Source organism: Actinoplanes hulinensis, from assembly GCF_019429605.1.
GTDB classification, from domain to species: Bacteria; Actinomycetota; Actinomycetes; order Mycobacteriales; family Micromonosporaceae; genus Actinoplanes; species Actinoplanes campanulatus.
The window spans coordinates 178,141-200,293 of the sequence record NZ_JAHXZI010000016.1; the positions used below are offsets into that span (position 1 = coordinate 178,141).

Below are 22,153 nucleotides of genomic sequence, written 5' to 3' on the forward strand. Positions count from 1 at the left end.
GTCACACCTCCTTCGTTTCGGGCTCGCCGCCGACGGTGGCGGGGGCGCGTTCGGCCACGGCCCGGCGGGCACGAGGGCTCGGCGGGACCTGGAGGTCCATCGGCGGGACCGGGAAGCTGCCCGGCGGCCGCTGGTGCAACTCCTCCTCGAGGGAGAGCTGCTTCGGTTTCTTCGGCGCCGGCCAGCCCCAGGCGACGGCCAGGACCAGGACCGCGACGATCGCGGTGGTGGTCCACTTGGCGGTGTCCGAGATCTGGCCGCTGCGGCCGACCTTGAAGAACGCCAGGCAGAGGATCCACACCAGGTTGACCGGGATCAGGACCTTCCAGCCGAACCGCATGAACTGGTCGTAACGCATCCGAGGAAGCGTGGCCCGCAGCCAGATGAAGCCGAAGAGCAGGATCAGCACCTTGCCGAAGAACCAGAGCAGCGGCCAGTAGCCGGAGTTGGCGCCCTCCCAGAACGTGGTGATCGGGGCCGGAGCCCGCCAGCCGCCCAGGAACAGCGTGGTCGCGAACGCCGAGACGGTGATCATGTTGATGTACTCGGCCAGGAAGAACAGCGCGAACTTGAACGACGAGTACTCGGTGTGGAAACCGCCGACCAGCTCGGACTCGGCCTCGGGCAGGTCGAACGGGGCCCGGTTCGTCTCACCGACAGCCGCGATCATGTAGATGATGAAGCTCGGCAGGAGCTGGACCGCGTACCAGCCGGGGGCGGTCAGCTCGGTGCCGAAGATCTCCACCGGGGTGCCGGCGCCCTGCGCCTTGACGATCTGCGAGGTGCTCATGGTGCCGGCGGTCATGAACACCGCCACGATGGACAGGCCCATCGCGACCTCGTACGAGATCATCTGAGCGCTCGACCGCAGGCCGCCGAGCAGCGGGTAGGTCGAGCCGGAGGCCCAGCCGGCCAGCACCACGCCGTAGACGCTCATCGACGAGCAGGCGAGCAGCACCAGCACCGAGACCGGTACGTCGGTGAGCTGGAGCGCGGTCTTCTGACCGAACATGGTCACCACGCCACCGAACGGCATCACCGAGAACGCGGTGAAGGCCGTGGTCGCGGAGATCACCGGGGCGATGAAGTAGACCACCTTGTCGGCGGTCTTCGGGATGATCTCCTCCTTGAACGGCAGCTTCATGCCGTCGCTGAGGCTCTGCAACCAGCCCTTCGGGCCGACCTGGTTGGGGCCCGGCCGGACCGCCATCCGGGCCACGACCTTGCGCTCGTAGTTGATCGTGAACAGCGTCAGCAGCAGGAGCAGGACGAAGACACCGACCAGCTTGATCAGAACGATCCACCAGACGTCGTTCTCGAACGTCTCCAGGGTGGGATCGACGGCGTGTGCCGCCACCACGAAAGAACCGCTCATCGCGCCACCTCTTCGGCGAGGATCGGGCCGGGAACCCCGGCGCTCAGCTTGACCACCGCGCCGGCGGTGACGCCGAGACTGCGCCGGACCGTCGAGCCCGGTGAGTTCGTCGGCAGCCACACCACCCGCGGCGGCAGGTCGGTGATCGCGGCCGGCAGTGTGACCGAGCCACGGGCGGTGCTCGCCGTGACCAGGTCACCGTCGCCGACACCCAGCGACTCGGCGAGATCCTTGCCGATCCGGGCGACCGGCGGCCGCGCGGTACCGGCCAGCACCTGGTCGCCGTCGAGCAGCGAGCCCAGGTCGATCAGCTGGTGCCAGGTGGCGAGGACCGCCTCGTCGCCGGCCGGATGAGCGGGCCGGGCCGCCTCGGCGGCGGGCTGTGCCGGGCTCGACGCCGTGCTGCCGGGAAGGCCGCCCAGCTCACGGCGGATCGCCATCACGTCCCCGGTGTTCAGGGTGACGTCGAGCAGGGCGGCGATCGCCTCCAGCACGCGGCCGTCGGTCATCGCCGTGCTCTTCAGCACCGCGCCGAACGACCGCAGCCGGCCCTCCCAGTCCATGTAGGTGCCGGCCTTCTCGACGGCCGGCGCGATCGGCAGGACCACATCCGCCCGCCGGGTCACGGCGGTCTGCCGCATCTCGAGGCTGACCAGGAAGGGCACCGCGTCGAGCGCCTCCTCGGCCAGCCGCGGGTCGGTCAGGTCGGCCGGGTCGACGCCGCCGACCAGCAGGGCGCCGAGCGTGCCGTCCGCGGCCGCCGCGATGATCCGGTCGACGTCCCGGCCGGCCGTCCCGGGCAGCGCGCCCGGCTCGGCCTTCCAGGCCAGCGACAGTTCGGCGCGGGCCCCCGCCTCGGTGACCGGGCGGCCCCCGGGCAGCAGGTTGGGCAGGCAGCCGGCGTCGATCGCGCCGCGGTCGCCGGCCCGGCGGGGCACCCACGCGAGGCGGGCGCCGCTGCGGTCGGCCAGGGCCGCCGCCGCGCTGAGACCACCCGGGACCTCTGCCAGCCGCTCGCCCACGATCAGCAGCGAGCCGGGCGCGCTGAGCGCCGCGGCGACCGCCGGGTCGGTGCCGAGCAGGTGGGCCTCGTCGCCCGGGACGGCCACGACGAGCGCGGCGCCGAGCTTCTCCAGACCCCGGGAGAGGTACGAGGAGATCGCGGTGACCCTGAGCTTGCCCTTGCCGTGGCCCTTGCGCAGCCGCAGGAAGAGGATCGGCGCCTCCTCCTCCGGCTCCAGGCCCACGATCAGCACCGACGGGGCGTTCTCCACGTCCTCGTACGTCACTCCGGTGCCCCCGGCGACGTTCGCGGCCAGGAAGTCGGCCTCCTCGGTGATCCCGGTCGACGATCCGGTGGCACGGACCGGCCGGGCCCGGAAGTCGATGTCGTTGGTGCCGAGGACGGTCCGGGTGAACTTCGCGTACGCGTACGCGTCCTCCACCGTGAGCCGGCCGCCCGGAAGGACCCCGACGCCGCGCTCCCGTGCGGCCTTCAGCCCCTCGGCCGCGGCAAGCAGCGCCTCGCTCCAGGCCGCCTCACGCAGTTCACCGGTGGCCGCGTCGCGGACCAGCGGCGTCATGATGCGGTCGGTGGCGGTGGCGTAGCGGAAACCCCAGCGGCCCTTGTCGCAGTTCCACTCCTCGTTGACCGCCGGGTCGTCGCCGGCCAGGCGGCGCAGCACCTTCCCACGCCGGTGGTCGGTGCGCTGCGAGCAGCCGGAGGCGCAGTGCTCGCAGGCGCTGGGTGTGGAGACCAGGTCGAACGGGCGGGCGCGGAACCGGTACTGCTCGCCGGTGAGCGCGCCGACCGGGCAGATCTGGATGGTGTTGCCGGAGAAGTACGAGTTGAACGGGACGTCGCCGTCGCCGTCACCGACCTCGCCGTCACCGGTGCCGTCGCCGCCGAAGAAGTCGTCCCGGTAGACGTTGATCTGCTCGGCGGAGGAGCGGTCCATCAGGTCGATGAACTTGTCGCCGGCGATCTCCTCGGAGAACCGGGTGCAGCGCTGGCAGAGCACGCAGCGTTCCCGGTCCAGCAGTACCTGGCTGGAGATGTGGATCGGCTTCTGGTACTCCCGCTTCTCCTCCACGAACCGGGAGTCGGCACGGCCGGTGCTCATCGCCTGGTTCTGCAGCGGGCACTCGCCGCCCTTGTCGCAGGTGGGGCAGTCGAGCGGGTGGTTGATCAGCAGCAGTTCCATGACGCCGGCCTGCGCCTTGGCGGCGACCGGCGAGCTGAGCTGGGTCTTCACCACCATGCCCTCGGCCACCGTCTGGGTGCAGGAGGCCACCGGCTTGCGCTGGCCCTCCACCTCGACGAGGCACTGCCGGCAGGCGCCGGCCGGGGCGAGCAGCGGGTGGTCACAGAACCGCGGGATGGCGATGCCCATCCGCTCGGCGACCCGGATGACCAGCTCGCCCTTCTCGGCGGTGACCTCGACCCCGTCGATGACGAGCTTGACGGTGTCGACCCTCTTGGATACGTCGGTCATCAGTGCGCTCCAACCAGGGACTTCTCGGACAGCCGCGGGGCGGTCCGGCCCTCGATGTAGTCCAGGTAGTCCTGCCGGAACCACTTGAGCGTCGACACGACGGGCGTGGCCGCGCCGTCACCGAGGCCGCAGAAGGACCGGCCGAAGATGTTGTCCGCGGTGTCCTGCAGGGTGTCCAGGTCCTTGTAGGTGCCCTGACCGGCGAGGATCCGCCGGTAGGTGCGCACCATCCAGTAGTTGCCCTCCCGGCACGGGGTGCACTTGCCGCAGGACTCGTGGTGGTAGAACTCCAGCCACCGCCACGTGTTGTAGACCGGGCAGTCCTGGTCCGAGAAGATCTGCATGGCCGTGGTGCCGAGGATCGACCCGGCCGCTGACACCCCTTCGAAGTCCATCGGGGTGTCGATGTGCTCGGCGGTCAGGATCGGTGTCGACGAGCCGCCCGGCGTCCAGAACCTCAGGTTGTGGCCCGGCTTCATGCCCCCGGCCAGCTCGATCAGCTCGCGCAGGGTGATGCCGAGGCCGCACTCGTACTGGCCCGGGTTGGTGATCCGGCCGGACAGCGAGTAGATCATCGGGCCGGCCGACTTCTCGGTGCCCATGCTCTTCCACCAGTCCGCGCCGCCCAGCACGATGTAGGGCACGCTGGCGATGGTCCCGACGTTGTTGACCACGGTCGGGCTCGCGTACAGGCCGGCGATCGCCGGGAAGGGCGGCCGCAGCCGCGGCTGGCCGCGGAAACCCTCCAGCGAGTCGAGCAGCGCGGTCTCCTCACCACAGATGTACGCGCCGGCGCCGCTGTGGACGACCAGGTCCAGGTCGAATCCCGAGCCGAGGATGTTCTTACCGAGGTAGCCCTTGGCGTACGCCTCCTGGACCGCGTTGCGCAGCCGCCGGGCGGCGTGCACCGCCTCGCCACGGATGTAGATGTACGCCCGGTTGGCCCGGATCGCGTAGGAGGCGATGATCGCGCCCTCCACCAGCGAGTGCGGGTCGTACGTCATGAGCGGCAGGTCCTTGCAGGTGCCCGGCTCGCCCTCGTCCGCGTTGATCACGAGGTAGTGCGGCTTGCCGTCGCCCTGCGGGATGAATCCCCACTTGAGCCCGGTGGGGAAGCCCGCACCGCCACGGCCGCGCAGGCCGGAGTCCTTGACCAGCTGGATCAGGTCGTCCGGGTGCACGTCCAGCGCCTTGCGCAGCGCCAGGTAGCCGTCGAGTCGTTCGTAGACCCCGATCCGCCAGGCGTCCGGCGAGAGCCAGCGCTTGGTCAGCACGGGGGTGAGCTTCTGGAGGACCTCCGGCCGTAGCTGGGTCACTTCTTCTCCTCGGTGACGCGCGGCTTGGTCTTGGTGATCGGGGTGTCCGGGTCGAAACCGGCCACCGTGACACCGTGTTCCTGTGCCAGCCGCACACCGCGCAGCGTGGGCGCGCCCGCCACCCCGTCGGCCACCGCGCCCTCGCGCGGGTCGGCGAAGCCGGCCAGCTGGTACTGCATCTCCCGCAGCGAGCAGATCCGCGCGCCCCGGGCGGGCGTCGGCCGATCCCCCTTGCGCAGGTTCTCCACCAGCTCGACCGCGCTCTCCGGGGTGGCCTGGTCGACGGTGAAGTCGTAGTTGACCGTCACCACCGGCGCGTAGTCGCAGGCGGCCAGGCACTCGGCGTGCTCCAGCGTGATCTTGCCGTCGGCCGTGGTCTCGTCGTGGCCGACGCCGAGGTGCTCGGCCAGCTGGTCGTAGACCTCCTGGCCGCCCATCACGTTGCACAGGGTGTTGGTGCAGACGCTGACCAGGTACTCACCGGTGGGCCGGCGCTTGTACATGGTGTAGAAGGTCGCGACCGCGCCGACCTGGGCCTTGTTGATGCCGAGCAGGTCGGCGCAGAACGCCACCCCGTTCGGGCTGACATGGCCCTCCTCGGTCTGCACCAGGTGCAGCAGCGGCAGCAGCGCGGACCGTTCCCGGCCGGCCGGGTAGCGGGCGAGGATCTCGAGCGCGGGCTCGAGAAGCTTCGCCGCCAGTGGTTCGGCGGCCGGCGAGAATTCCACCGTTGTCATCGGTCACACCCACCCATCACGGGATCCAGCGAAGCGCCGCCGGCGATCACGTCGGCCAGCAGGGCGCCCTCGGCCATCGCGGGGATGGCCTGGAGGTTCACGAAGCTCGGCTCGCGGTAGTGCACCCGGTACGGATGGGTGCCACCGTCGGAGACCGCGTGTACGCCGAGTTCGCCACGCGGGTGCTCGATGGCGACGTAGACCTGGCCGGGCGGAACCCGGAAGCCCTCGGTCACCAGCTTGAAGTGATGGATCAGCGACTCCATCGATTGACCCATGATCTTGGCGACGTGCTCGAGCGAGTTCCCGAGCCCGTCGAGGCCGAGCGCGAGCTGCGCCGGCCAGGCGATCTTCTTGTCCTCGATCCAGATCGGCCCGGGACGGAGGCGGTCCAGCGCCTGCTCGACGATCTTCAGCGACTCCCGGATCTCCGCCACCCGGACCAGGTAGCGGCCCCAGACGTCACCGGTCGTCGCGGTGGGCACGTCGAACTCGTAGTCCTCGTACCCGCAGTAGGGCATCGTCTTGCGCAGGTCCCAGGGCAGGCCGGCCGAGCGCAGTACCGGCCCGGTGATGCCCAGGGCGAGGCAGCCGGTCACGTCCAGCACCGCGACACCCTGGGTGCGCTGCTGCCAGATGACCTGCCCGGAGAGCATGGCCTCGTACTCCTTGAGCTTCTTCGGCAGGTACTTGAGGAAGTCGCGGATCTTCTTGACCGCGGACTCCGGCAGGTCCTGCGAAAGGCCGCCCGGGCGGATGTAGCCGTTGTTCATCCGCAGGCCGGAGGTCTCCTCGAAGATGTCGAGGATGTACTCCCGCTCGCGGAAGCCGTACAGCATCATCGAGATCGCGCCCAGCTCCATGCCGGTGGTGGCCAGCCAGACCAGGTGCGAGGCGATCCGCTGGAGTTCCATGAACATGACGCGGATCGTGTTGGTGCGCTCGGTGATCTGGTCGGTGACGCCGAGCAGCTTCTCCACGGCGAGGCAGTAGGCCACCTCGTTCGACATGTTGGAGAGGTAGTCCATCCGGGTCACGAAGGTGACGCCCTGGGTCCAGTTGCGGTACTCCAGGTTCTTCTCGATCCCGGTGTGCAGGTAACCGACGACCGGGCGGCACTCGGTCACCGTCTCGCCGTCGAGTTCGAGCACCAGCCGGAGCACACCGTGCGTGGACGGGTGCTGCGGGCCCATGTTGACGACGATCTTCTCGTTGCTGAGCGGGTCGACGCTGGCGGTGAGGGAGTCCCAGTCCCCGCCGGTGACCGTGAAGACCCGGCCCTCGGTGGTCTCGCGCTCGCTCGCGTACTCAGATGTGGTCACTGGTAGACCCTCCGCTGGTCGGGAGGCGGAATCTCGGCGCCCTTGTACTCGACGGGCACGCCACCGAGCGGGTAGTCCTTGCGCTGGGGGTGGCCCTCCCAGTCGTCCGGCATGAGAATCCGCGTCAGGTTCGGGTGGCCCGGGAAGACGACGCCGAACATGTCGTAGATCTCCCGCTCCTGCCAGTCGGCGGTCGGGTAGACCCCGGTGACGCTCGGGACGGTGACGCCGTCGGCCACCGCGACCTCCAGCCGCACCCGGCGGCGATAGGTCATCGAAGTCAATTGATAAGCGATGTGGAATCGGCGCTCATCGGATCCGAGATAGTCCACCGCGTCGACCGACGAGCAGAGCTCGAACCGGAGTGCGGCGTCGTCACGCATTACCTGACACACCTCGACGATGTGCTCCGCGCGTACGTGAAGTGTGAGTTCTGCCCTATCCACGACCACCTTCTCGATGGCTTCGGAGAGGGCCGGATAAGCTTCCTCCAACGCGTCATAGACGTCGTCGAAATACCCGCCGTAGGGTCGTGGGCTGTCAAAAGCAGCAGGTCGTGGGCGGGTCAGGCGACCAAAGCCGGAGACGTCTCCGGTGCCTTTGACGCCGAACATGCCCTTATCCGGGCTGGGCGGCGTCTGTGCGGGAGCACCCAATTCCGCGCCCACCGGAGCGCTACCCTCGGTTCCGGGCTGAATACTCATTTGTGAACCTCCCGCAAATGCGGCTGGAGCTTCATCCAGTTCTCGATCCGCAATTGCTCCTCGCGCCCTTCTTTCACGGCCTGGGTCCATTCCGCACGGCGGACCTTGTCCACGCGGTAGGAAGAGGGCATGGCGCCGGGCGCGACGATCGGAACCCGGCCCTCGGCCTGCCGGGCTTCGAGCATCTTGCGGCCGTTCGGGCCGAGAGGTTGCGCCATGACCTTCTCGCGCATCTTGAGAATCGCGTCGATCAGCATCTCCGGCCTGGGCGGACACCCGGGTAGGTAGATGTCGACCGGGACGATGTGGTCCACACCCTGGACGATGGCGTAGTTGTTGAACATGCCGCCGGACGAGGCGCACACGCCCATCGAGATGACCGACCGCGGCTCCGGCATCTGGTCGTAGATCTGCCGGACGACCGGGGCCATCTTCTGGCTCACCCGGCCGGCCACGATCATCAGGTCGGCCTGCCGCGGCGAGGCGCGGAACACCTCCATCCCCCAGCGACCCAGGTCGTAGTGGGGGCCGCCGGAGGCCATCATCTCGATGGCGCAACAGGCGAGGCCGAAGGTGGCGCCCCAGAACGACGACTTACGGGCCCAGTTGGATACTTTCTCCACGCTCGTCAGCAGGATGCCCGACGGGAGCTTCTCTTCGATTCCCATAACGCATCAGTCCCAGTTGAGTCCGCCGCGTCGCCACACATACGCGTAGGCGATGAAGACGGTGAGGATGAACAGGACCATCTCCACGAACCCGAACAGGCCGAGCGCGTCGAAGGACACGGCCCACGGGTACAGGAAAATGGTCTCGATGTCGAAGATGATGAAGAGCATCGCGGTCAGGTAGAACTTCACCGGAAACCGCCCGCCACCGATCGGTTGTGGCGCTGGCTCGATCCCACACTCGTAGGCGTCGAGCTTGGCCCGGTTGAAGCGCTTCGGCCCGACGATCGGCGCGATGGACACCGAGAACAACGCGAAGAGGGCGCCGAGGATCAGCAACCCGACGATCGGGACATAAGGGTTGATCGTCATGTCTACTCCCGTACGACTGTTAGCCGCTTCACACTAGTTACTGAGGTTGTGCTGTCCTTTGGTCGGGGGTGCCCTAATTCGTACTGACCGAGGTCAGACGGAGGGCGCCACCTTGGTCAATCCATTGATGATGCGATCCATGGCGTCGCCACCCCGGGGGTCGGTGAGGTTGGCCAGGAGCTTGAGGACGAACTTCATGAGCAGCGGCTGCGGCATGCCGTACTTGGTGGCCAGCCGCATGATCTGCGGGTTGCCGATCAGCTTCACGAAGATCCCACCGATCCGGTAATAGCCACCGAACCGGAGACTCAATTCGGCGGGGTACGCCTGGAGCGCGCGCTCGCGCTCCGGTCCGGCCGGCCGGGCCAGGGCTTGCACCGCCACCTCGGCCGCCATCTCACCGGACTCCATCGCGTACGCGATGCCCTCGCCGTTCATCGGGTTGACCATGCCGCCGGAGTCACCGACCAGCATCACCCCACGGGTGTAGTGCGGCACCCGGTTGAAGCCCATCGGCAGCGCGGCGCCCAGCGTCGGGCCGTCCGCATTGGCCTCCTCGCGCAGTCCCCACTCCTCCGGAGTGCTGCCCAGCCAGTCGGTGAGCAGATTTCGGTAGTTCGTCTTACCGAAGGCGTCCGAGGAGTTCAGGATGCCGAGACCGACGTTCACCCGGCCGTCACCCAGTCCGAAGATCCAGCCGTAGCCGGGCAGGAGCCGGCCCGGGTTCTGCGCGCTGCGCAGCTCCAGCCAGGACTCCAGGTAGTCGTCGTCCGCCTTCACGGCCGAACGGTAATAGCGCCGAACCGCCACGCCGAGGGGCCGATCGTCCCGCTTGGCCAGACCGAGCGACAGGGGGAACTTGCCGGACACGCCGTCCGCGGCGATCACCAGGGGGGCACGGAAGGAGACCGGCTCACGCTCCGGGCCGGACTTCGCCTCGACGCCGATCACGTAGCCGTCGTCGTCGGTCACCGCTCCGATGACATTCACCCCGGTGCGCAGGACGGCGCCGGCCTCCACGGCTTGCCGGGCCAGCATGTCGTCGAAGTCCATCCGGGTTCGGACGAGACCGTAGTTGGGGAAGCTGGCGAGATCGGGCCAGTCCAGTTCCAGCCGGACTCCGCCGCCGATCACCCGCAGGCCGCGGTTCTGCAGCCAGCCGGCCTTCTCCGAGGTGTCGATACCCATCCGGATGAGCTGGCGGACCGCGCGCGGGGTGAGGCCGTCACCGCAAACCTTCTCGCGCGGGAACTCGGTCTTCTCGAGCAGCAGAACGCGTACGCCGTGGCGAGCCAGGTGGTATGCCGCCGCGGAGCCACCGGGACCCGCTCCGACCACGATCACGTCCGCCTCGTCTACGACGGGCCCACTCGGGTGGTCGTTCACGGTCCAACCTCCGTCTCGCCCGGACGCTCGTGAATTAGTTCACAAGCATGCCTCGATCGGAGTGTAGGCCGACTATCGAAGATCTTTGCGCTCAGGTTCCCCTAATTGTTCCTGAAGGACTATCACCCCTGCTCAGGGGCAGGGAGGACCCGGTCCGCCACGCCGAGCGCCGGGCCGTCCAGGTGGTCGCGGATAGTGCCGCCCATCGCTTGGTCGAGCGCCACGATGAGCCCCTCCACGAGGTCCTGGGCAAGATCGGGATCCTGCGCCGCGACCCGGCGGAGCCGCGCGGCCAGCTCGGTTGCGCGGCGCGCGTCCGCCTCACCCTCGTCGATCGCGAGGTCGATGTCGGTGTCGTCGAGTTGTCCGAGATCAGTCATGACTCGAACTAAGCAGCACGTTCACTGCCTGGTGGGCGAAATGCCGTATTTACACCCGGGTGGCGCGGTGCAGCGCCACGATCCCACCGCTCAGGTTGCGCCAGCCGACCCGGTCCCACGGCCCGGCCGCGGCGATCCGGTCCGCCAGACCCTGCTGGTCCGGCCAGGCGCGGATCGATTCGGCCAGATAGACGTACGCCTCCGGATTGCTCGACACACCCCGCGCCACGGCCGGCAGCGAGCGCATCAGGTACTGCATGTAGACCGTCCGGAAGGCGGCGTTCGTCGGGTGGCTGAACTCACACACCACGAGCCGGCCGCCCGGCCTCGTCACCCGGGCGAACTCACGCAGCGCGGCGCCGGTGTCCACCACGTTGCGCAGCGCGAAGGAAATCGTCACCGCGTCGAAGACACCGTCCGCGAACGGCAGCCGCAGCGCGTCCCCGGCCAGCAGTGGCACCTCGGCCCGGACCCGGCGGCCGGCCTGGAGCATGCCCACCGAGAGGTCCGCGCCGACCGCGAACGCCCCGGACCGGCCCAGTTCCTCGGTGGAGATCCCGGTGCCGGCACCCACGTCCAGCACCCGCTCGCCGGGCCGCAGCCCCAGCGCGGTCCGGGTGGCCCGGCGCCAGCCCCGGTCCTGCCCGAAGGAGAGCACGGTGTTGGTGAGGTCGTAGCGTTTCGCCACGCCGTCGAACATCTCGGCGACCTCGTGCGGCTGCTTGTCCAGATCTGCGCGCGTCACGAGGTAACTCTCCCATTAGCCCGGCAAACAGCGCGGGCGGGATGGTTTCCCATCCCGCCCGCGCCTTGTGCGTTATATATACGACCGTCGTCGGTCGGGTCCGAATGCTCGTCACCGACGCGATCGCGACTGGCGACGTATGAGTGTTCCGTTGCCTTACAAGGGCAACGTAACCAGCAGCAACGACCCGGTACAGGCAACCGGCGGGCTCGTTACGAAGGAGCAACCCAGCCTCGCCGGTCCGACGATCCGAACCTGGCCGAACGGACGACTGCCACCCCCTGAAGGGGCCAGTTATCAGCTCGCCTCGACCAGCGGAAGCTGCTTACGGACCCCTCCACCGGGCAGCGCGATCGAGGAGAAGTGCGAGACCACGCGGTCGTCGGTGGGGTCGTCCGCGGCCGTCCGGTGCACGGCGAGGCGCTTGTACCAGGTGTCCCGCCACGCCGGGACGCGGTCCGCGGTGCGGATCATCGAGATCAGCTCCTGGAGGTTCGACCGGTGCTTGGCGCCGGCCGAGGAGATCACATTCTCCTCCAGCATGATCGAGCCGAGGTCGTCGACGCCCATGTGCAGCGAGAGCTGGCCGATGTCCTTGCCGGTGGTGAGCCAGGACGCCTGGAGGTGGGCCACGTTGTCGAAGAACAGCCGGGAGACCGCGATGAAACGCAGATACTCCATGGTGGTGGCCTGGGTGCGGCCCTTGAGGTGGTTGTTCTCCGGCTGGTACGTCCACGGGATGAACGCGCGGAACCCGCCGACCTCGTGCGACTGCTCGACCGGGACGTCCTGGTAGCCGTTCGCCACCGCCAGGTCCTGCACCTCACGGATCATCCGGATGTGCTCGATGCGCTCGAAGTTCGTCTCACCCGTACCCATCATCATGGTGGCGGTGGACGAGAGGCCGTGCCGGTGCGCGATGGCCATCACCTCGAGCCATCGCGCCCCGCTCTCCTTGAGCGGCGCGATGGCCTTGCGCGGACGCTCGGGCAGCATCTCGGCGCCGGCGCCGGCGATCGAGTCGAGCCCGGCCGCCTTGATCCGGATCACCGCCTCCTCGATGGAGACGCCGTCGACCTTGGCCATGTGCAGGATCTCGCTCGGGCCGATCGAGTGGATGGCGAGCTGCGGGAACGCCTGCTTGACCGAGGAGAAGAGATTCTCGTAGTACGCCACCCCGAACTCGGGGTGGTGCCCACCCTGGAGCATCACCTGCGTGGCGCCCAGCTCGACCGCCTCGCCGGCCCGGTGCAGGATCTCCTCGATCGGGTGCGCCCAGCCCTCCTTGTGCTTCGGGGCCCGGAAGAACGCGCAGAACTTGCACGCCGTGACGCACACGTTGGTGTAGTTGATGTTCCGGTCGATCAGGTACGTGACGATGCCGTCCGGATACCGGCGGCGCCGGACCGCGTCGGCCGCCTCGCCCAGCGCGTGGAACGGGGCCTCCGTGTAGAGCAGCAACGCCTCCTCGGGCGTGATGCGCCCACCGTCGGCTCCGCGCTGCAGGATGCTGTCGATCTCCGGATTCGCGGTCACGTCAGGAAGCGTACGTCCACCGGGTGCCGACCGTCAGCGGCGAGGGTCACGGGAGCCGGCCGTCCCGATCAGCGCGGCCAGGCCGTCCAGCACCCGGGCGAGCCCGAACTCGTACGCGTGGCCGGGCTCGTAGGCGGCGCCCATCGCGGACCCGGCGGCGGCCCCGACCCGGGTGGCGGTCGGGTACCGGTGCTGGTCGAAGACCAGCTCGAAGACCGGTCCACGCTCCTGCCACCACTCGAAGTCGGTGCTGCCGGTCCGTGCCTCCGCGGCCCGCACGTCCGCCTCCGACCGGGCCGCGGCCTGCACGAATCCGATCAGGAAGGTGAGCGCCGCGTCCCGGGTCACGTCGTCCAGCCCGCAGTCGTCGAAGGCGCGCAGCTCGTGCTCGTACTTCGCCATCAGGCCGGGGCCCAGCGGCGGACGGCTGGCCGGGAGGGTCGCCGCCCACGGATGGGCGGTGTAGAGCCGGCGGTTCTCCCCGGCGACCGCGGCCAGGCGCTCCCGCCACGGCCGGTCCGGGTGCTCGGCACGGGGCATCTCCAGGTAGAGACGGTCCAGCATCAGATCGAGAAGGGCGCTCTTGTCCGGGACGTACGTGTAGAGGGTCATCGGCACCACCCCCAGCTCCTGGGCGACCCGGCGCATCGACACCGCCTCCAGGCCCTCGGCGTCGGCCAGCGCGATCCCGGTCTCGACCACCCGCGCGACGGTCAGGCCGGGGCGGCGGCCACGGCGCTTCCCCTCCGGCTCGCCGTCCGGGAACCAGAGCAGGTCGATGGTGCGGCGCACTTCGGCCACGGGTGGCACTCCTTTCTTGTACGGCGTATTGTGTACGACGTACAAGTAACAGCTTCGGGGAGGCGCCATGCAGATCACCTCGTCCGCCATCTCGCTCACCGTCGACGATGTCCCGGCTTCCAGCAAGTTTCTCGCGGACCACTTCGGCTATGTCGTGCGGATGTCGGCAGACGGTTTCGCCTCGCTCGGCCGCGACGACGGTGGCGTCGACCTGATCTTCCTGCGCCGCGGCATCGAGGTGCTGCCACCCGAGCTGCGCCAGGTGCACACCGCCGGCACGATCGTCGCCTTCGTGGTCGACGACCTGGAGGCCGAGCAGGCCCGGTTGCGGGCCGAGGGGGTCGAGCCCACGCTGCCCATCCGTGAGGAGCCGTGGGGTGAGCGCCTCCTTCTGGTGGCCGACCCCAACGGTGTCGTCTACGAGTTGGTGGAGTGGCCGGACCGATAGGTTCTGTTCTCACGGATCGTTCAGGGGGTGGCAGTGCTCGTCGTTCACGGCGGCTGGGTGGCCGGGGCCGGGCGCCCGGGCCAATTGATCATCTGGGCCGAGGATCCGGCTCTTCCCACGTCGTCGACGTCCCGGGCGCGGTCGCGTCCACACCCGTTCGCGGCTCCCGTTGACGCGCTCCAGCAGGTGGTGCCCGGCGCGGAGGGCGGATCGCTGGCGCTCACCCTGCCCGGGAGCGGTCGTGGCCCCCTGCCGTCGCCCGAGACCGGGCACGAGGCGGCCACCCGCGGGATCAAGCTGGGCACGTGGACGGTTCCGGCGCTGTCGGTGCCCGGTGACGCGGCCATGGCGGTCCTCGGTGAGCTCGCCGACCCCGATCCGGACGGTCCCTGGCTCGCCGGGCCGTCGCTGCGCTATCTCACCCTGCTCGCCGGCTACGCCTGTGACCTGGCCGGGCGCGGGCGGATGCTGCCGCAGCTGACGGTCGAGGCCGGGATGCCCACGGCGCGCTGGCGGCCGGTGCTGACCGGGTCCGACACGGCCACCTTCCGCGACTTCGCGGCCGGCATGCCGCCGGTGGTGCGGGCCGCGGGGGACGGCCAGGCCGTCGGGCGGACGGTGCGGGACGCCCTGGAGTCGCTGCTGGACGGGGCGGCCCGCGCCACCCTGCCGGAGCGGCTCATGGTCGGCCAGCGGCCGGGGCCGAAGTCCGCCCTGCCGGACCGCTGGCTGGCCGCCCTCACCGGCGCCGATCCGGCGCTGCCCGGCGCCGCCGACGCCGACGTGCGCGACCTGCGCCGCGCGCTGGACGACTGGATGCGCGCGGCCACCGAGGCCCACGGCCCGATCCGGGTCAGCTTCCGCCTCTTCGAGCCGTCGCCGGAGGCGCCGCCCGGTGAGGGCGGATGGTTCCTGGAGTTCGCGTTGCAGTCGGCCGAGGACCCGGGTCTCTACCTGCCCGCCGACGACCTCTGGGAGGGTGCCCGGTTCCCCGGGCTGCCGCGCCGGCCCGACGAGACCCTGCTCGCCGGGCTGGGCCGGGCCGTCCGGCTCTTCCCCCTGCTGCACGTGGCACTGCTCGAACAGCGACCGTCCGCCATGCCGCTGACCACCGGCGAGGCCTATGACTTCCTGCGCCAGGCCGCGCCGCTGCTGCAGGCGGCCGGGTTCGGTGTGCAGCTCCCGTCGTGGGCCGGCCGGAAGGCGGTCGGGCTGAAACTCACCACGCGCACCCGGTCCAGGTCCGGGTCGTCGTCGCGGGCCGTGGCGGATTCCGGTTTCGGGCTCTCCGAGCTGGTCGACTTCCGGCTCGATCTGGTCATCGGCGACGGCGCGGTGACCGCCGAGGAGCTGGCCGAGCTGGCCCGGCTCAAAGTGCCGCTGGTCCGGGTCCGCGGCCAGTGGGTGGAGCTGGACGCCCGTCAGCTCAAGGCCGCGCTCAAGGCGGTCGGGGAGCGACGGGAGGGGCAGCTCACCGCGGGTGAGCTGTTGCAGCAGGTGGTCGACGGCGGCGACGAGGACCTGCCGTTGGTCGAGGTCGACGCCGACGGCGACCTCGGTGACCTGCTCTCCGGTCAGGCGGCCGAGCGGCTCAGCCCGCTGCCGACGCCGGCCGGGTTCCAGGGGGCGCTCCGGCCTTATCAGGAGCGGGGCCTGTCCTGGCTGCACTTCCTCACCCGGCTCGGCCTCGGCGGCATCCTGGCCGACGACATGGGTCTGGGCAAGACCGCGCAGACCCTGTCGCTGCTGCTCACCGACGAGGGCTCACGGAGCCTGCTGATCTGCCCGATGTCGCTGGTCAGCAACTGGCACAAGGAGGCCGGCCGGTTCGCGCCGGGCCTGCGGGTCTACGTGCATCACGGCGCCACCCGGATGCGCGGGCCCGAGTTCGACGAGGCGGTCGCCGGGGCCGACCTGGTCATCACGACGTATGGCACGGCGCTTCGCGACCTGGAGACGCTGCGTGGTGTGACGTGGAGCCGGGTGGTCTGCGACGAGGCGCAGGCGATCAAGAACAGCGGGACCAGGCAGTCGCAGGCGGTCCGCGCGATTCCGGCCCGCACCCGGCTGGCGCTCACCGGCACCCCGGTGGAGAACCATCTGGCGGAGCTGTGGTCGATCATGGATTTCTGCAATCCGGGGCTGCTCGGGCCGGCGAAACGGTTCCGGCGCCGGTTCCAGGAGCCGATCGAGAGCCGGCAGGACGAGGACGCGACCGCCGCTCTGAAACGGGCCACCGGCCCGTTCGTGCTCCGGCGCCTCAAAACCGACAAGACCATCATCTCGGACCTGCCGGAGAAGAACGAGATGAAGGTGTGGTGCTCGCTCACCCCCGAGCAGGCCACCCTCTACCAGGCGGTCGTCGAGGACATGATGGCCGAGATCGAGAGCACCGAGGGCATCCAGCGGCGGGGCAACGTGCTGGCCGCCATGATGAAGCTCAAGCAGGTCTGCAACCATCCCGCCCACCTGCTCAAGGACGGCTCCCGGCTGCCCGGCCGCTCCGGCAAGCTGGCCCGGCTCGAGGAGCTGGCCGACGAGATCATCGAGGACGGCGACAAGGCCCTGATCTTCACTCAGTACGCGGAGTGGGGCACGCTGCTCCAGCCGTACCTGACGGCCCACACCGACCGGCCGGTGCTGTGGCTGCACGGCGGCCTGAGCAAGGCGCGGCGCGACGAGCTGGTCGAGAGGTTCCAGACCTCCGGCGAGCCGATGCTGTTCCTGCTCTCGCTCAAGGCCGCCGGCACCGGTCTCAACCTGACCGCCGCCAACCACGTCGTCCACTTCGACAGGTGGTGGAATCCGGCGGTCGAGGACCAGGCCACCGACCGGGCGTTCCGGATCGGGCAGTCGCGCGACGTTCAGGTCCGTAAGTTCATCTGCACCGGCACCCTGGAGGAGAAGATCGACGCGATGATCGAGCGGAAGAAGGCGCTGGCCTCCTCGGTCGTCGGCACCGGCGAGGAGTGGATCACCGACCTCAACACCGATCAGCTGCGGGAGCTGTTCTCGCTCGACCCGGCGGCGGTGCGCTGACATGCCCTTCGACAGGTCCGGTCAGTTCTACGAGGCGGCCCGCCCGATCGAGGTGGACGGCGGCCTGAGCGTGCGGTCGAAGCGGGGCAAGATCGGTGAACAGTGGTGGTCGCGCAAGTTCGTGGACGTGCTGGAGGGTGTCTGCGACGCGGGGCGGCTGGCGCGCGGCCGGGCCTATGCGCGCAAGGGCCAGGTGATGGACTTCGCCCTCGAACCGGGGCGGGTGCTCGCCCGGGTGCAGGGGTCGCGCCCCCGGCCGTACGAGGTGACGATCCGGATCACCGCGTTCGACGACGCGCGGTGGGCCGACGTGATCGACGCGCTCGCGACCCGGGCGCTGTACCGTGCCGCGTTGCTGGCCGGCGAGATGCCGCACGAGATCGTCGACCTCTTCACCGAGCTGGGTCTGCCACTGTTCCCGAACCGGCTGGACATCGACTGTTCCTGCCCGGACTGGGGCGTTCCCTGCAAACACGGCTCGGCGGTGCTGTACGTGCTGGCCGAGGCGTTCGACGACGACCCGTTCCTGGTGCTGGCCTGGCGGGGCCGCGGCCGCGACGAGTTGCTCGGCGCGCTGCGCGGCACCCCCGAGCCGGAGGACATCGTCGACCCGCTGGCGGTCGAGGAGGAGCCGCTGGACGCCCGGCTGGCCGACTTCTACTCCCCCGCCATCAGCCTGGGCCGGCTGCGGGAGCGGCCACCCCGGGGCGGGCTGCCACCCGAGCTGCTGCTGCGGGCGCTCGACCCGCCACAGATCCGGGTCCGGCATGTGCCGCTGGTCGACGTCCTCCGGCCGGTCTATCGCGACCTGGGCACGACGGAGAAAGAGGAATGAGCGAGTCCGCCCACAGGGCCGCGCCCATCGTGAACCGATCGTGGGCGAGTCCACGATGGACGCGGCGGCTTGTCACGCTACCGGGCTTCGCCCGGTTTCGCCTCCCCGAAGGGTGACCTCAAGCTGGATAGCCGTCACCACCCGTGTCAATGCACATTTACCGATATCGGAGCACCGCATCATGAGTGAGATGACCTATCGCCGGCTGGGTGACTCGGGCCTGGTCGTGTCCGCGATCGGGATCGGCTGCAACAACTTCGGCCGCAAGCTGGACGCTGACGGCACCCGTGAGGTGGTCGACGCCGCGATCGACGCGGGGATCACCCTCTTCGACACCGCGGACATCTACGGCACCCCGCACGGCATGTCGGAGGCGTTCCTCGGGGCCGCGCTCAAGGGCCGGCGGGACGAGGTCGTGTTGGCCACCAAGTTCGGCATGAACATGGAGGGGCTCAACGGGAGGGACTTCGGGGCGCGGGGCTCGCGACGGTACGTCGTCCGCGCCGTCGAGGCCTCACTCCGGCGGCTGGAGACCGATCACATCGACCTCTACCAGATGCACGAGCCGGATCCGGCCACCCCGATCGACGAGACCCTGGCCGCCCTCGACGACCTGGTCCGTGCCGGCAAGGTCCGCTACCTGGGCAACTCGAACTTCTCCGGCTGGCAGATCGCCGACGCCGACTGGACGGCGCGAACCGGGAGTCTGACCCGGTTCGTCAGCGCGCAGAACAGGTACAGCCTGCTGAACCGCGGCGTCGAGGCCGAGGTGGTGCCGGCGTGCGAGCAGTTCGGGCTCGGGCTGCTGCCCTTCTTCCCGATCGAGTCCGGCCTGCTGTCCGGCAAGTACCGGCGCGGTGAGCAGGCTCCCGCCGGGACCAGGATGTCGCAGGAGCGCTACCGCCCATGGCTGGCCGACGCGGACTGGGACACCATCGAGGCGCTGACCGCCTTCGGGGCCGAGCGCGGTCGCACCCTGCTCGAAGTGGCGGTCGCCGGACTGCTCGCCCGGCCGGCGGTGGCCAGCGTGATCGCCGGTGCCACCACCCCGGAACAGGTCCAGGCCAACGCCGCAGCCGGCACGTGGGAACTCACCGCCGCCGACGTGGCCGCCCTCGACGCTCTCCTCGACTCGTAGGAGTCCAACCCCACCTCCGCCCCCACCTTGGGACCCCGCTCAGCGAAGACCAAAGGGCGGGCACAAGGCGCAGCCGCAGGCACAAGGCGCAGCCGCGGACACAAGACGCGAGCGCGGACACTAGGCGCGATTCGCGGACACAAAGCGTGGGCGCGAACACAACGCGTGGGGCGGGCATAACGCGTGGGGCGGGCATAACGCGCGGGGCGGGCATAACGCGCGGGCGCGGATACAAGACGCGGGCGCGGGCTGTAGGCAGCGGAAAGCGCGTGCGTGAGAGCGCGCGTCGGGCGTACTAGGAAACAGCGAGGCCGGGCACGCGGGAAGCGTGCCCGGCCCGGAGAGAGTGACTACTCGGCGACCGTGATGATGCGGCGGCGCCGAGCCACCCGGAAGGCGATGAAGCCCGCGGCCAGCAGGGCCGCGCCGGTGCCGGCGATCAGGCCGGCCGGGGCACCGGTGATCGGAAGACCGCCGCCGATGCCGCCCGAGGTCAGCTTGACGGTGAGGGCGGCCTTGTTGTTGTCCTTCTTCTTGTCCTGCACGCCGCCGTTGATGCTGACCGAGCCGGCCTTGTGCTCGGCCACGTCGAGGATCTCGGCGGAGAGGCTGAACAGGTAGCGGCCCTTGTTCGGGACACTTTCCACGACCAGGCAGACCAGGTCGGTGACCTGGGCCAGGTCGGTGACGGACTCGTCGATCTCGGTGAGCGAGGTGCCCGGCAGGCAGCGCTCGTCGATCTTCATGAGCTCGATGCCGGTCGGCAGCTTGATGTGCGCGTACTGGAGGGAGGCCATGCTCGGCGGGACGGTTCCGGACGGGCCCAGGTTGCGCAGGCCCACCTCGGCGGTGCGCTCCTCGCCGATCTCGCCGGTGAAGGAACCGCCGACGGCCGCGGTCTCCGCCGTCGACTTCGGCACGGTCACCGAGAAGATCGTGAAGTTGTCGTCCTCGTTGAGGTCCTCGGCGACCTCCGGCTCCTCGGCGGACACCGACGAGACGGCCTCCAGCGACAGCTCCTTGCCGGAGGCGCCGGCGGTGCGCTTCGTGAAGTCGAAGACGTACTTGTCGGTGAGGCCGATCGCGGCGATGTAGACCGGGTACTCGAACGGCCCGGCGGCGTCCGACGGCACCTTGACCCGCAGCGGCATGTTCTTCGGCAGGGTGAAGGCGCCCCCGCCGGCCAGCGGCTCGTTGAAGACGCAGACGAAGCCACCGATCTCGGCGTCCTGCTCGCAGTTGCGGTAGTTCAGCACCGGCGTCACCCCGTACGGGGCCATCACCACGAGACCGAGAGCCGCGACGTCCTTGTTGCCGGTGTTACGGACCAGGACCGGCACGTCGGCGCTCTTGCCGTGGGCCAGTTTCAGGTCGGCGACGTCCTCGACCTCGAGGTCGACGCCACCCTTGTCGGTGCGGACCACGGTGATCGACATCTCGTCGCTGGGCAGCTCGCCGACCGTCGTGCTGAGCGCGATGGTCTTGGCCGGGTCGGCGGCACCCGCCGCGGCGGCCGGCTTGATCGTGAACTTGATGCTGCGCCGCTGACCCGGCGCCAGGTCACCGATAGTGCAGGTGGTGGCGTCGCAACCGGCGGGCGCGGTGAATCCCAGGTCGGCGCTGATCGGCTTCGCGGCGCTGCCGAATGCGAGAACCACATTCTTGGCGGAAACGTCACTGAGGTTGTAGAGGTCGAATTTGACCGTCTTCGACTGACCGTTGATCACGGTCACCGTTTCCGGGCTGAAGATGCCGATATAGGGCACCTCGACCTCTTCCGCGGCCTGGGCCGGCAGGGAAAGGCCGGTGACGGCCAGCCCGGACGCCGCTGTGGTCAGGGCAAGACGGCTGAACAGGGCGCGCAGTCGCATGATCACCGATTTCGAACTGATACGGCCGGCCAGAGAATCGGCCGCGGAAAAGTTCGAGGATCTTAAAGCGCGTGAACCGGGAAGATCAAACGTCGGCGAAGAACGGGCCGTTCTCCGGCAGGCTGGGCACTTCGCCCCGTTCCGCCGCACGCCGGGCGAATTCGCGAACACCGGCGATCTGCCGTTCACCGAGCGAGAAGTCGAGCGCCCGGAAATAGTTGGCGAGCGTCGCGGCGTCGAACGGCTCCCAGCGGGCGGCCGACGCGGCCACCTCGTCCAATTCACCAAGACACAGGTCGCGGGACCGCTGGAAGGCTTCGTGGACATCCTTGACGAGACCGGGATGCGCGACCGCGAAGTCCCTCCGGACCGCCCAGACGGCGAAGACCATCGGCAGGCCGGTCCACTCCTTCCACGCCTCGGCCAGGTCGATCACCTGGAGGCCCTTGGCGGGTGCCTCGTACATCGCCCGGAGCGCCGGGTCGCCGATCAGCACGCCGGCGTCCGCCTCCATGAGCATCTGCGACAGGTCGGGCGGGCAGCGGAAGAACTCCGGTTCGGCGCCGAACCGCTCGGAGAGCAGCATCTGGGCGAGCATCACCCCGGTCCGGGAGGTGGAGCCGAGCGCGACCGGCCGCCCGTCCAGCTCGGCCGGCGGCCGGGTGGACACCAGGTTGACCGAGAGCACCGGCCCGTCGCTGCCGACCGCCAGATCGGGCAGCAGGAGCAGCTCGTCGGCATGGCGCAGGTACTCCACCAGGGTGATCGGCCCGATGTCGAGGTCACCGGCGACCAGGTCGGCGCTGAGCCGCTCCGGGGTGTCCTTGTGCAGGTCGACGTCGAGAAGAGCGCCCGAGCGCATCAGCCCCCAGTAGATGGGCAGGCAGTTGAGGAACTGGATGTGCCCGACCCGGGGCCGACGGACGCTGTCGCTCATGCTGCGACGTTATCCCCGATCTCGTCCCGCATGGTGGTCGGCGGGGTG

General features: G+C 69.5%; 18 protein-coding genes and 1 pseudogene. 4 read left to right on the forward strand and 15 right to left on the reverse strand.

Annotation, left to right across the window (positions count from 1 at the left end):
• Position 1: 1 nt before the first annotated feature.
• The 13 genes and pseudogenes from nuoH to KZ829_RS28815 all read right to left on the reverse strand — a co-directional run bounded on the left by nuoH (position 2) and on the right by KZ829_RS28815 (position 13,837).
• Positions 2–1,375, reverse strand: a complete 1,374-nt coding sequence (gene nuoH / locus KZ829_RS28755) for an NADH-quinone oxidoreductase subunit NuoH (RefSeq protein WP_246636410.1) — start codon at positions 1,373–1,375, stop codon at positions 2–4.
• Positions 1,372–3,870, reverse strand: coding sequence for an NADH-quinone oxidoreductase subunit G (locus KZ829_RS28760; RefSeq protein ID WP_220147039.1), 2,499 nt, complete (start codon positions 3,868–3,870; stop codon positions 1,372–1,374). Before KZ829_RS28760 ends, nuoH begins: the two co-directional genes overlap by 4 nt.
• Entirely contained in the window at positions 3,870–5,186 is a 1,317-nt protein-coding gene (gene nuoF, locus KZ829_RS28765; protein ID WP_220147040.1) for an NADH-quinone oxidoreductase subunit NuoF, read from the reverse strand. The genes KZ829_RS28760 and nuoF overlap by 1 nt, the downstream gene beginning before the upstream one ends.
• A gap of 35 nt (positions 5,187–5,221) precedes the next feature.
• Positions 5,222–5,909: pseudogene (nuoE, locus tag KZ829_RS28770) on the reverse strand (NADH-quinone oxidoreductase subunit NuoE); the annotation flags it as partial.
• A 10-nt stretch (positions 5,910–5,919) separates the two neighbouring features.
• The gene (locus KZ829_RS28775; protein ID WP_220147042.1) at positions 5,920–7,245 is read right to left on the reverse strand and encodes an NADH-quinone oxidoreductase subunit D; all 1,326 of its coding nucleotides are present in this window, start codon (positions 7,243–7,245) and stop codon (positions 5,920–5,922) included.
• Positions 7,242–7,949 carry an NADH-quinone oxidoreductase subunit C gene (locus tag KZ829_RS28780; protein WP_183225911.1) on the reverse strand — a complete coding sequence of 236 codons (708 nt, stop codon included), beginning with the start codon at positions 7,947–7,949 and terminating at the stop codon, positions 7,242–7,244. The genes KZ829_RS28775 and KZ829_RS28780 overlap by 4 nt, the downstream gene beginning before the upstream one ends.
• Positions 7,946–8,617 carry a NuoB/complex I 20 kDa subunit family protein gene (locus tag KZ829_RS28785; protein WP_188120694.1) on the reverse strand — a complete coding sequence of 224 codons (672 nt, stop codon included), beginning with the start codon at positions 8,615–8,617 and terminating at the stop codon, positions 7,946–7,948. Before KZ829_RS28785 ends, KZ829_RS28780 begins: the two co-directional genes overlap by 4 nt.
• Positions 8,618–8,623: 6 nt before the next feature.
• A complete protein-coding gene (locus tag KZ829_RS28790; protein WP_203737666.1) occupies positions 8,624–8,989 on the reverse strand; it encodes an NADH-quinone oxidoreductase subunit A in 366 nt (121 codons plus the stop codon).
• A gap of 93 nt (positions 8,990–9,082) precedes the next feature.
• Positions 9,083–10,375 carry a geranylgeranyl reductase family protein gene (locus KZ829_RS28795; protein WP_220147043.1) on the reverse strand — a complete coding sequence of 431 codons (1,293 nt, stop codon included), beginning with the start codon at positions 10,373–10,375 and terminating at the stop codon, positions 9,083–9,085.
• 122 nt (positions 10,376–10,497) lie between these two features.
• Complete coding sequence (locus KZ829_RS28800; RefSeq protein ID WP_220147044.1) at positions 10,498–10,755, reverse strand: hypothetical protein; 258 nt, start codon at positions 10,753–10,755, stop codon at positions 10,498–10,500.
• Positions 10,756–10,804: 49 nt separating this feature from the next.
• A complete protein-coding gene (locus KZ829_RS28805) occupies positions 10,805–11,500 on the reverse strand; it encodes a demethylmenaquinone methyltransferase (RefSeq protein ID WP_220147045.1) in 696 nt (231 codons plus the stop codon).
• A gap of 297 nt (positions 11,501–11,797) precedes the next feature.
• A complete protein-coding gene (gene mqnC, locus KZ829_RS28810) occupies positions 11,798–13,036 on the reverse strand; it encodes a cyclic dehypoxanthinyl futalosine synthase (protein WP_220147046.1) in 1,239 nt (412 codons plus the stop codon).
• A 33-nt stretch (positions 13,037–13,069) separates the two neighbouring features.
• Positions 13,070–13,837 carry a TetR/AcrR family transcriptional regulator gene (locus KZ829_RS28815; protein ID WP_220147047.1) on the reverse strand — a complete coding sequence of 256 codons (768 nt, stop codon included), beginning with the start codon at positions 13,835–13,837 and terminating at the stop codon, positions 13,070–13,072.
• Positions 13,838–13,904: 67 nt separating this feature from the next.
• Between KZ829_RS28815 and KZ829_RS28820 the strand changes: the two genes are divergently transcribed.
• The 4 genes from KZ829_RS28820 to KZ829_RS28835 all read left to right on the forward strand — a co-directional run bounded on the left by KZ829_RS28820 (position 13,905) and on the right by KZ829_RS28835 (position 19,297).
• Positions 13,905–14,285: a VOC family protein gene (locus tag KZ829_RS28820; RefSeq protein WP_220147048.1), complete on the forward strand. Its 381-nt coding sequence runs from the start codon at positions 13,905–13,907 to the stop codon at positions 14,283–14,285.
• Between the two features lie 33 nt (positions 14,286–14,318).
• Positions 14,319–17,324 (forward strand): DEAD/DEAH box helicase, encoded by a 3,006-nt coding sequence (locus KZ829_RS28825; RefSeq protein ID WP_220147126.1) that lies wholly within the window; start codon positions 14,319–14,321, stop codon positions 17,322–17,324.
• Position 17,325: 1 nt separating this feature from the next.
• Complete coding sequence (locus tag KZ829_RS28830; RefSeq protein ID WP_220147049.1) at positions 17,326–18,159, forward strand: SWIM zinc finger family protein; 834 nt, start codon at positions 17,326–17,328, stop codon at positions 18,157–18,159.
• A 190-nt stretch (positions 18,160–18,349) separates the two neighbouring features.
• The gene (locus KZ829_RS28835; protein WP_220147050.1) at positions 18,350–19,297 is read left to right on the forward strand and encodes an aldo/keto reductase; all 948 of its coding nucleotides are present in this window, start codon (positions 18,350–18,352) and stop codon (positions 19,295–19,297) included.
• A 350-nt stretch (positions 19,298–19,647) separates the two neighbouring features.
• Here the strand turns inward: KZ829_RS28835 and KZ829_RS28840 are convergent, their stop codons facing one another.
• Both KZ829_RS28840 and KZ829_RS28845 read right to left on the reverse strand, forming a co-directional pair.
• A complete protein-coding gene (locus tag KZ829_RS28840; RefSeq protein ID WP_220147051.1) occupies positions 19,648–21,168 on the reverse strand; it encodes a COG1361 family protein in 1,521 nt (506 codons plus the stop codon).
• An 85-nt stretch (positions 21,169–21,253) separates the two neighbouring features.
• On the reverse strand, positions 21,254–22,105 hold the full coding sequence (locus KZ829_RS28845; protein WP_220147052.1) for a menaquinone biosynthetic enzyme MqnA/MqnD family protein: 852 nt from the start codon (positions 22,103–22,105) through the stop codon (positions 21,254–21,256).
• Between the last annotated feature and the right edge of the window lie 48 nt (positions 22,106–22,153).

Bases quoted from the DNA above. Each gene is read 5' to 3' on its own strand.
- KZ829_RS28835 (WP_220147050.1), top strand. From the start codon at position 18,350: ATGACCTATCGCCGGCTGGGTGACTCGGGCCTGGTCGTGTCCGCGATC.
- KZ829_RS28760 (WP_220147039.1), bottom strand. From the start codon at position 3,870: ATGACCGACGTATCCAAGAGGGTCGACACCGTCAAGCTCGTCATCGAC.
- KZ829_RS28800 (WP_220147044.1), bottom strand. From the start codon at position 10,755: ATGACTGATCTCGGACAACTCGACGACACCGACATCGACCTCGCGATC.
- KZ829_RS28830 (WP_220147049.1), top strand. From the start codon at position 17,326: ATGCCCTTCGACAGGTCCGGTCAGTTCTACGAGGCGGCCCGCCCGATC.
- KZ829_RS28840 (WP_220147051.1), bottom strand. From the start codon at position 21,168: ATGCGACTGCGCGCCCTGTTCAGCCGTCTTGCCCTGACCACAGCGGCG.
- KZ829_RS28790 (WP_203737666.1), bottom strand. From the start codon at position 8,989: ATGACGATCAACCCTTATGTCCCGATCGTCGGGTTGCTGATCCTCGGC.
- KZ829_RS28785 (WP_188120694.1), bottom strand. From the start codon at position 8,617: ATGGGAATCGAAGAGAAGCTCCCGTCGGGCATCCTGCTGACGAGCGTG.
- nuoH (WP_246636410.1), bottom strand. From the start codon at position 1,375: ATGAGCGGTTCTTTCGTGGTGGCGGCACACGCCGTCGATCCCACCCTG.
- KZ829_RS28780 (WP_183225911.1), bottom strand. From the start codon at position 7,949: ATGAGTATTCAGCCCGGAACCGAGGGTAGCGCTCCGGTGGGCGCGGAA.
- KZ829_RS28845 (WP_220147052.1), bottom strand. From the start codon at position 22,105: ATGAGCGACAGCGTCCGTCGGCCCCGGGTCGGGCACATCCAGTTCCTC.
- KZ829_RS28820 (WP_220147048.1), top strand. From the start codon at position 13,905: ATGCAGATCACCTCGTCCGCCATCTCGCTCACCGTCGACGATGTCCCG.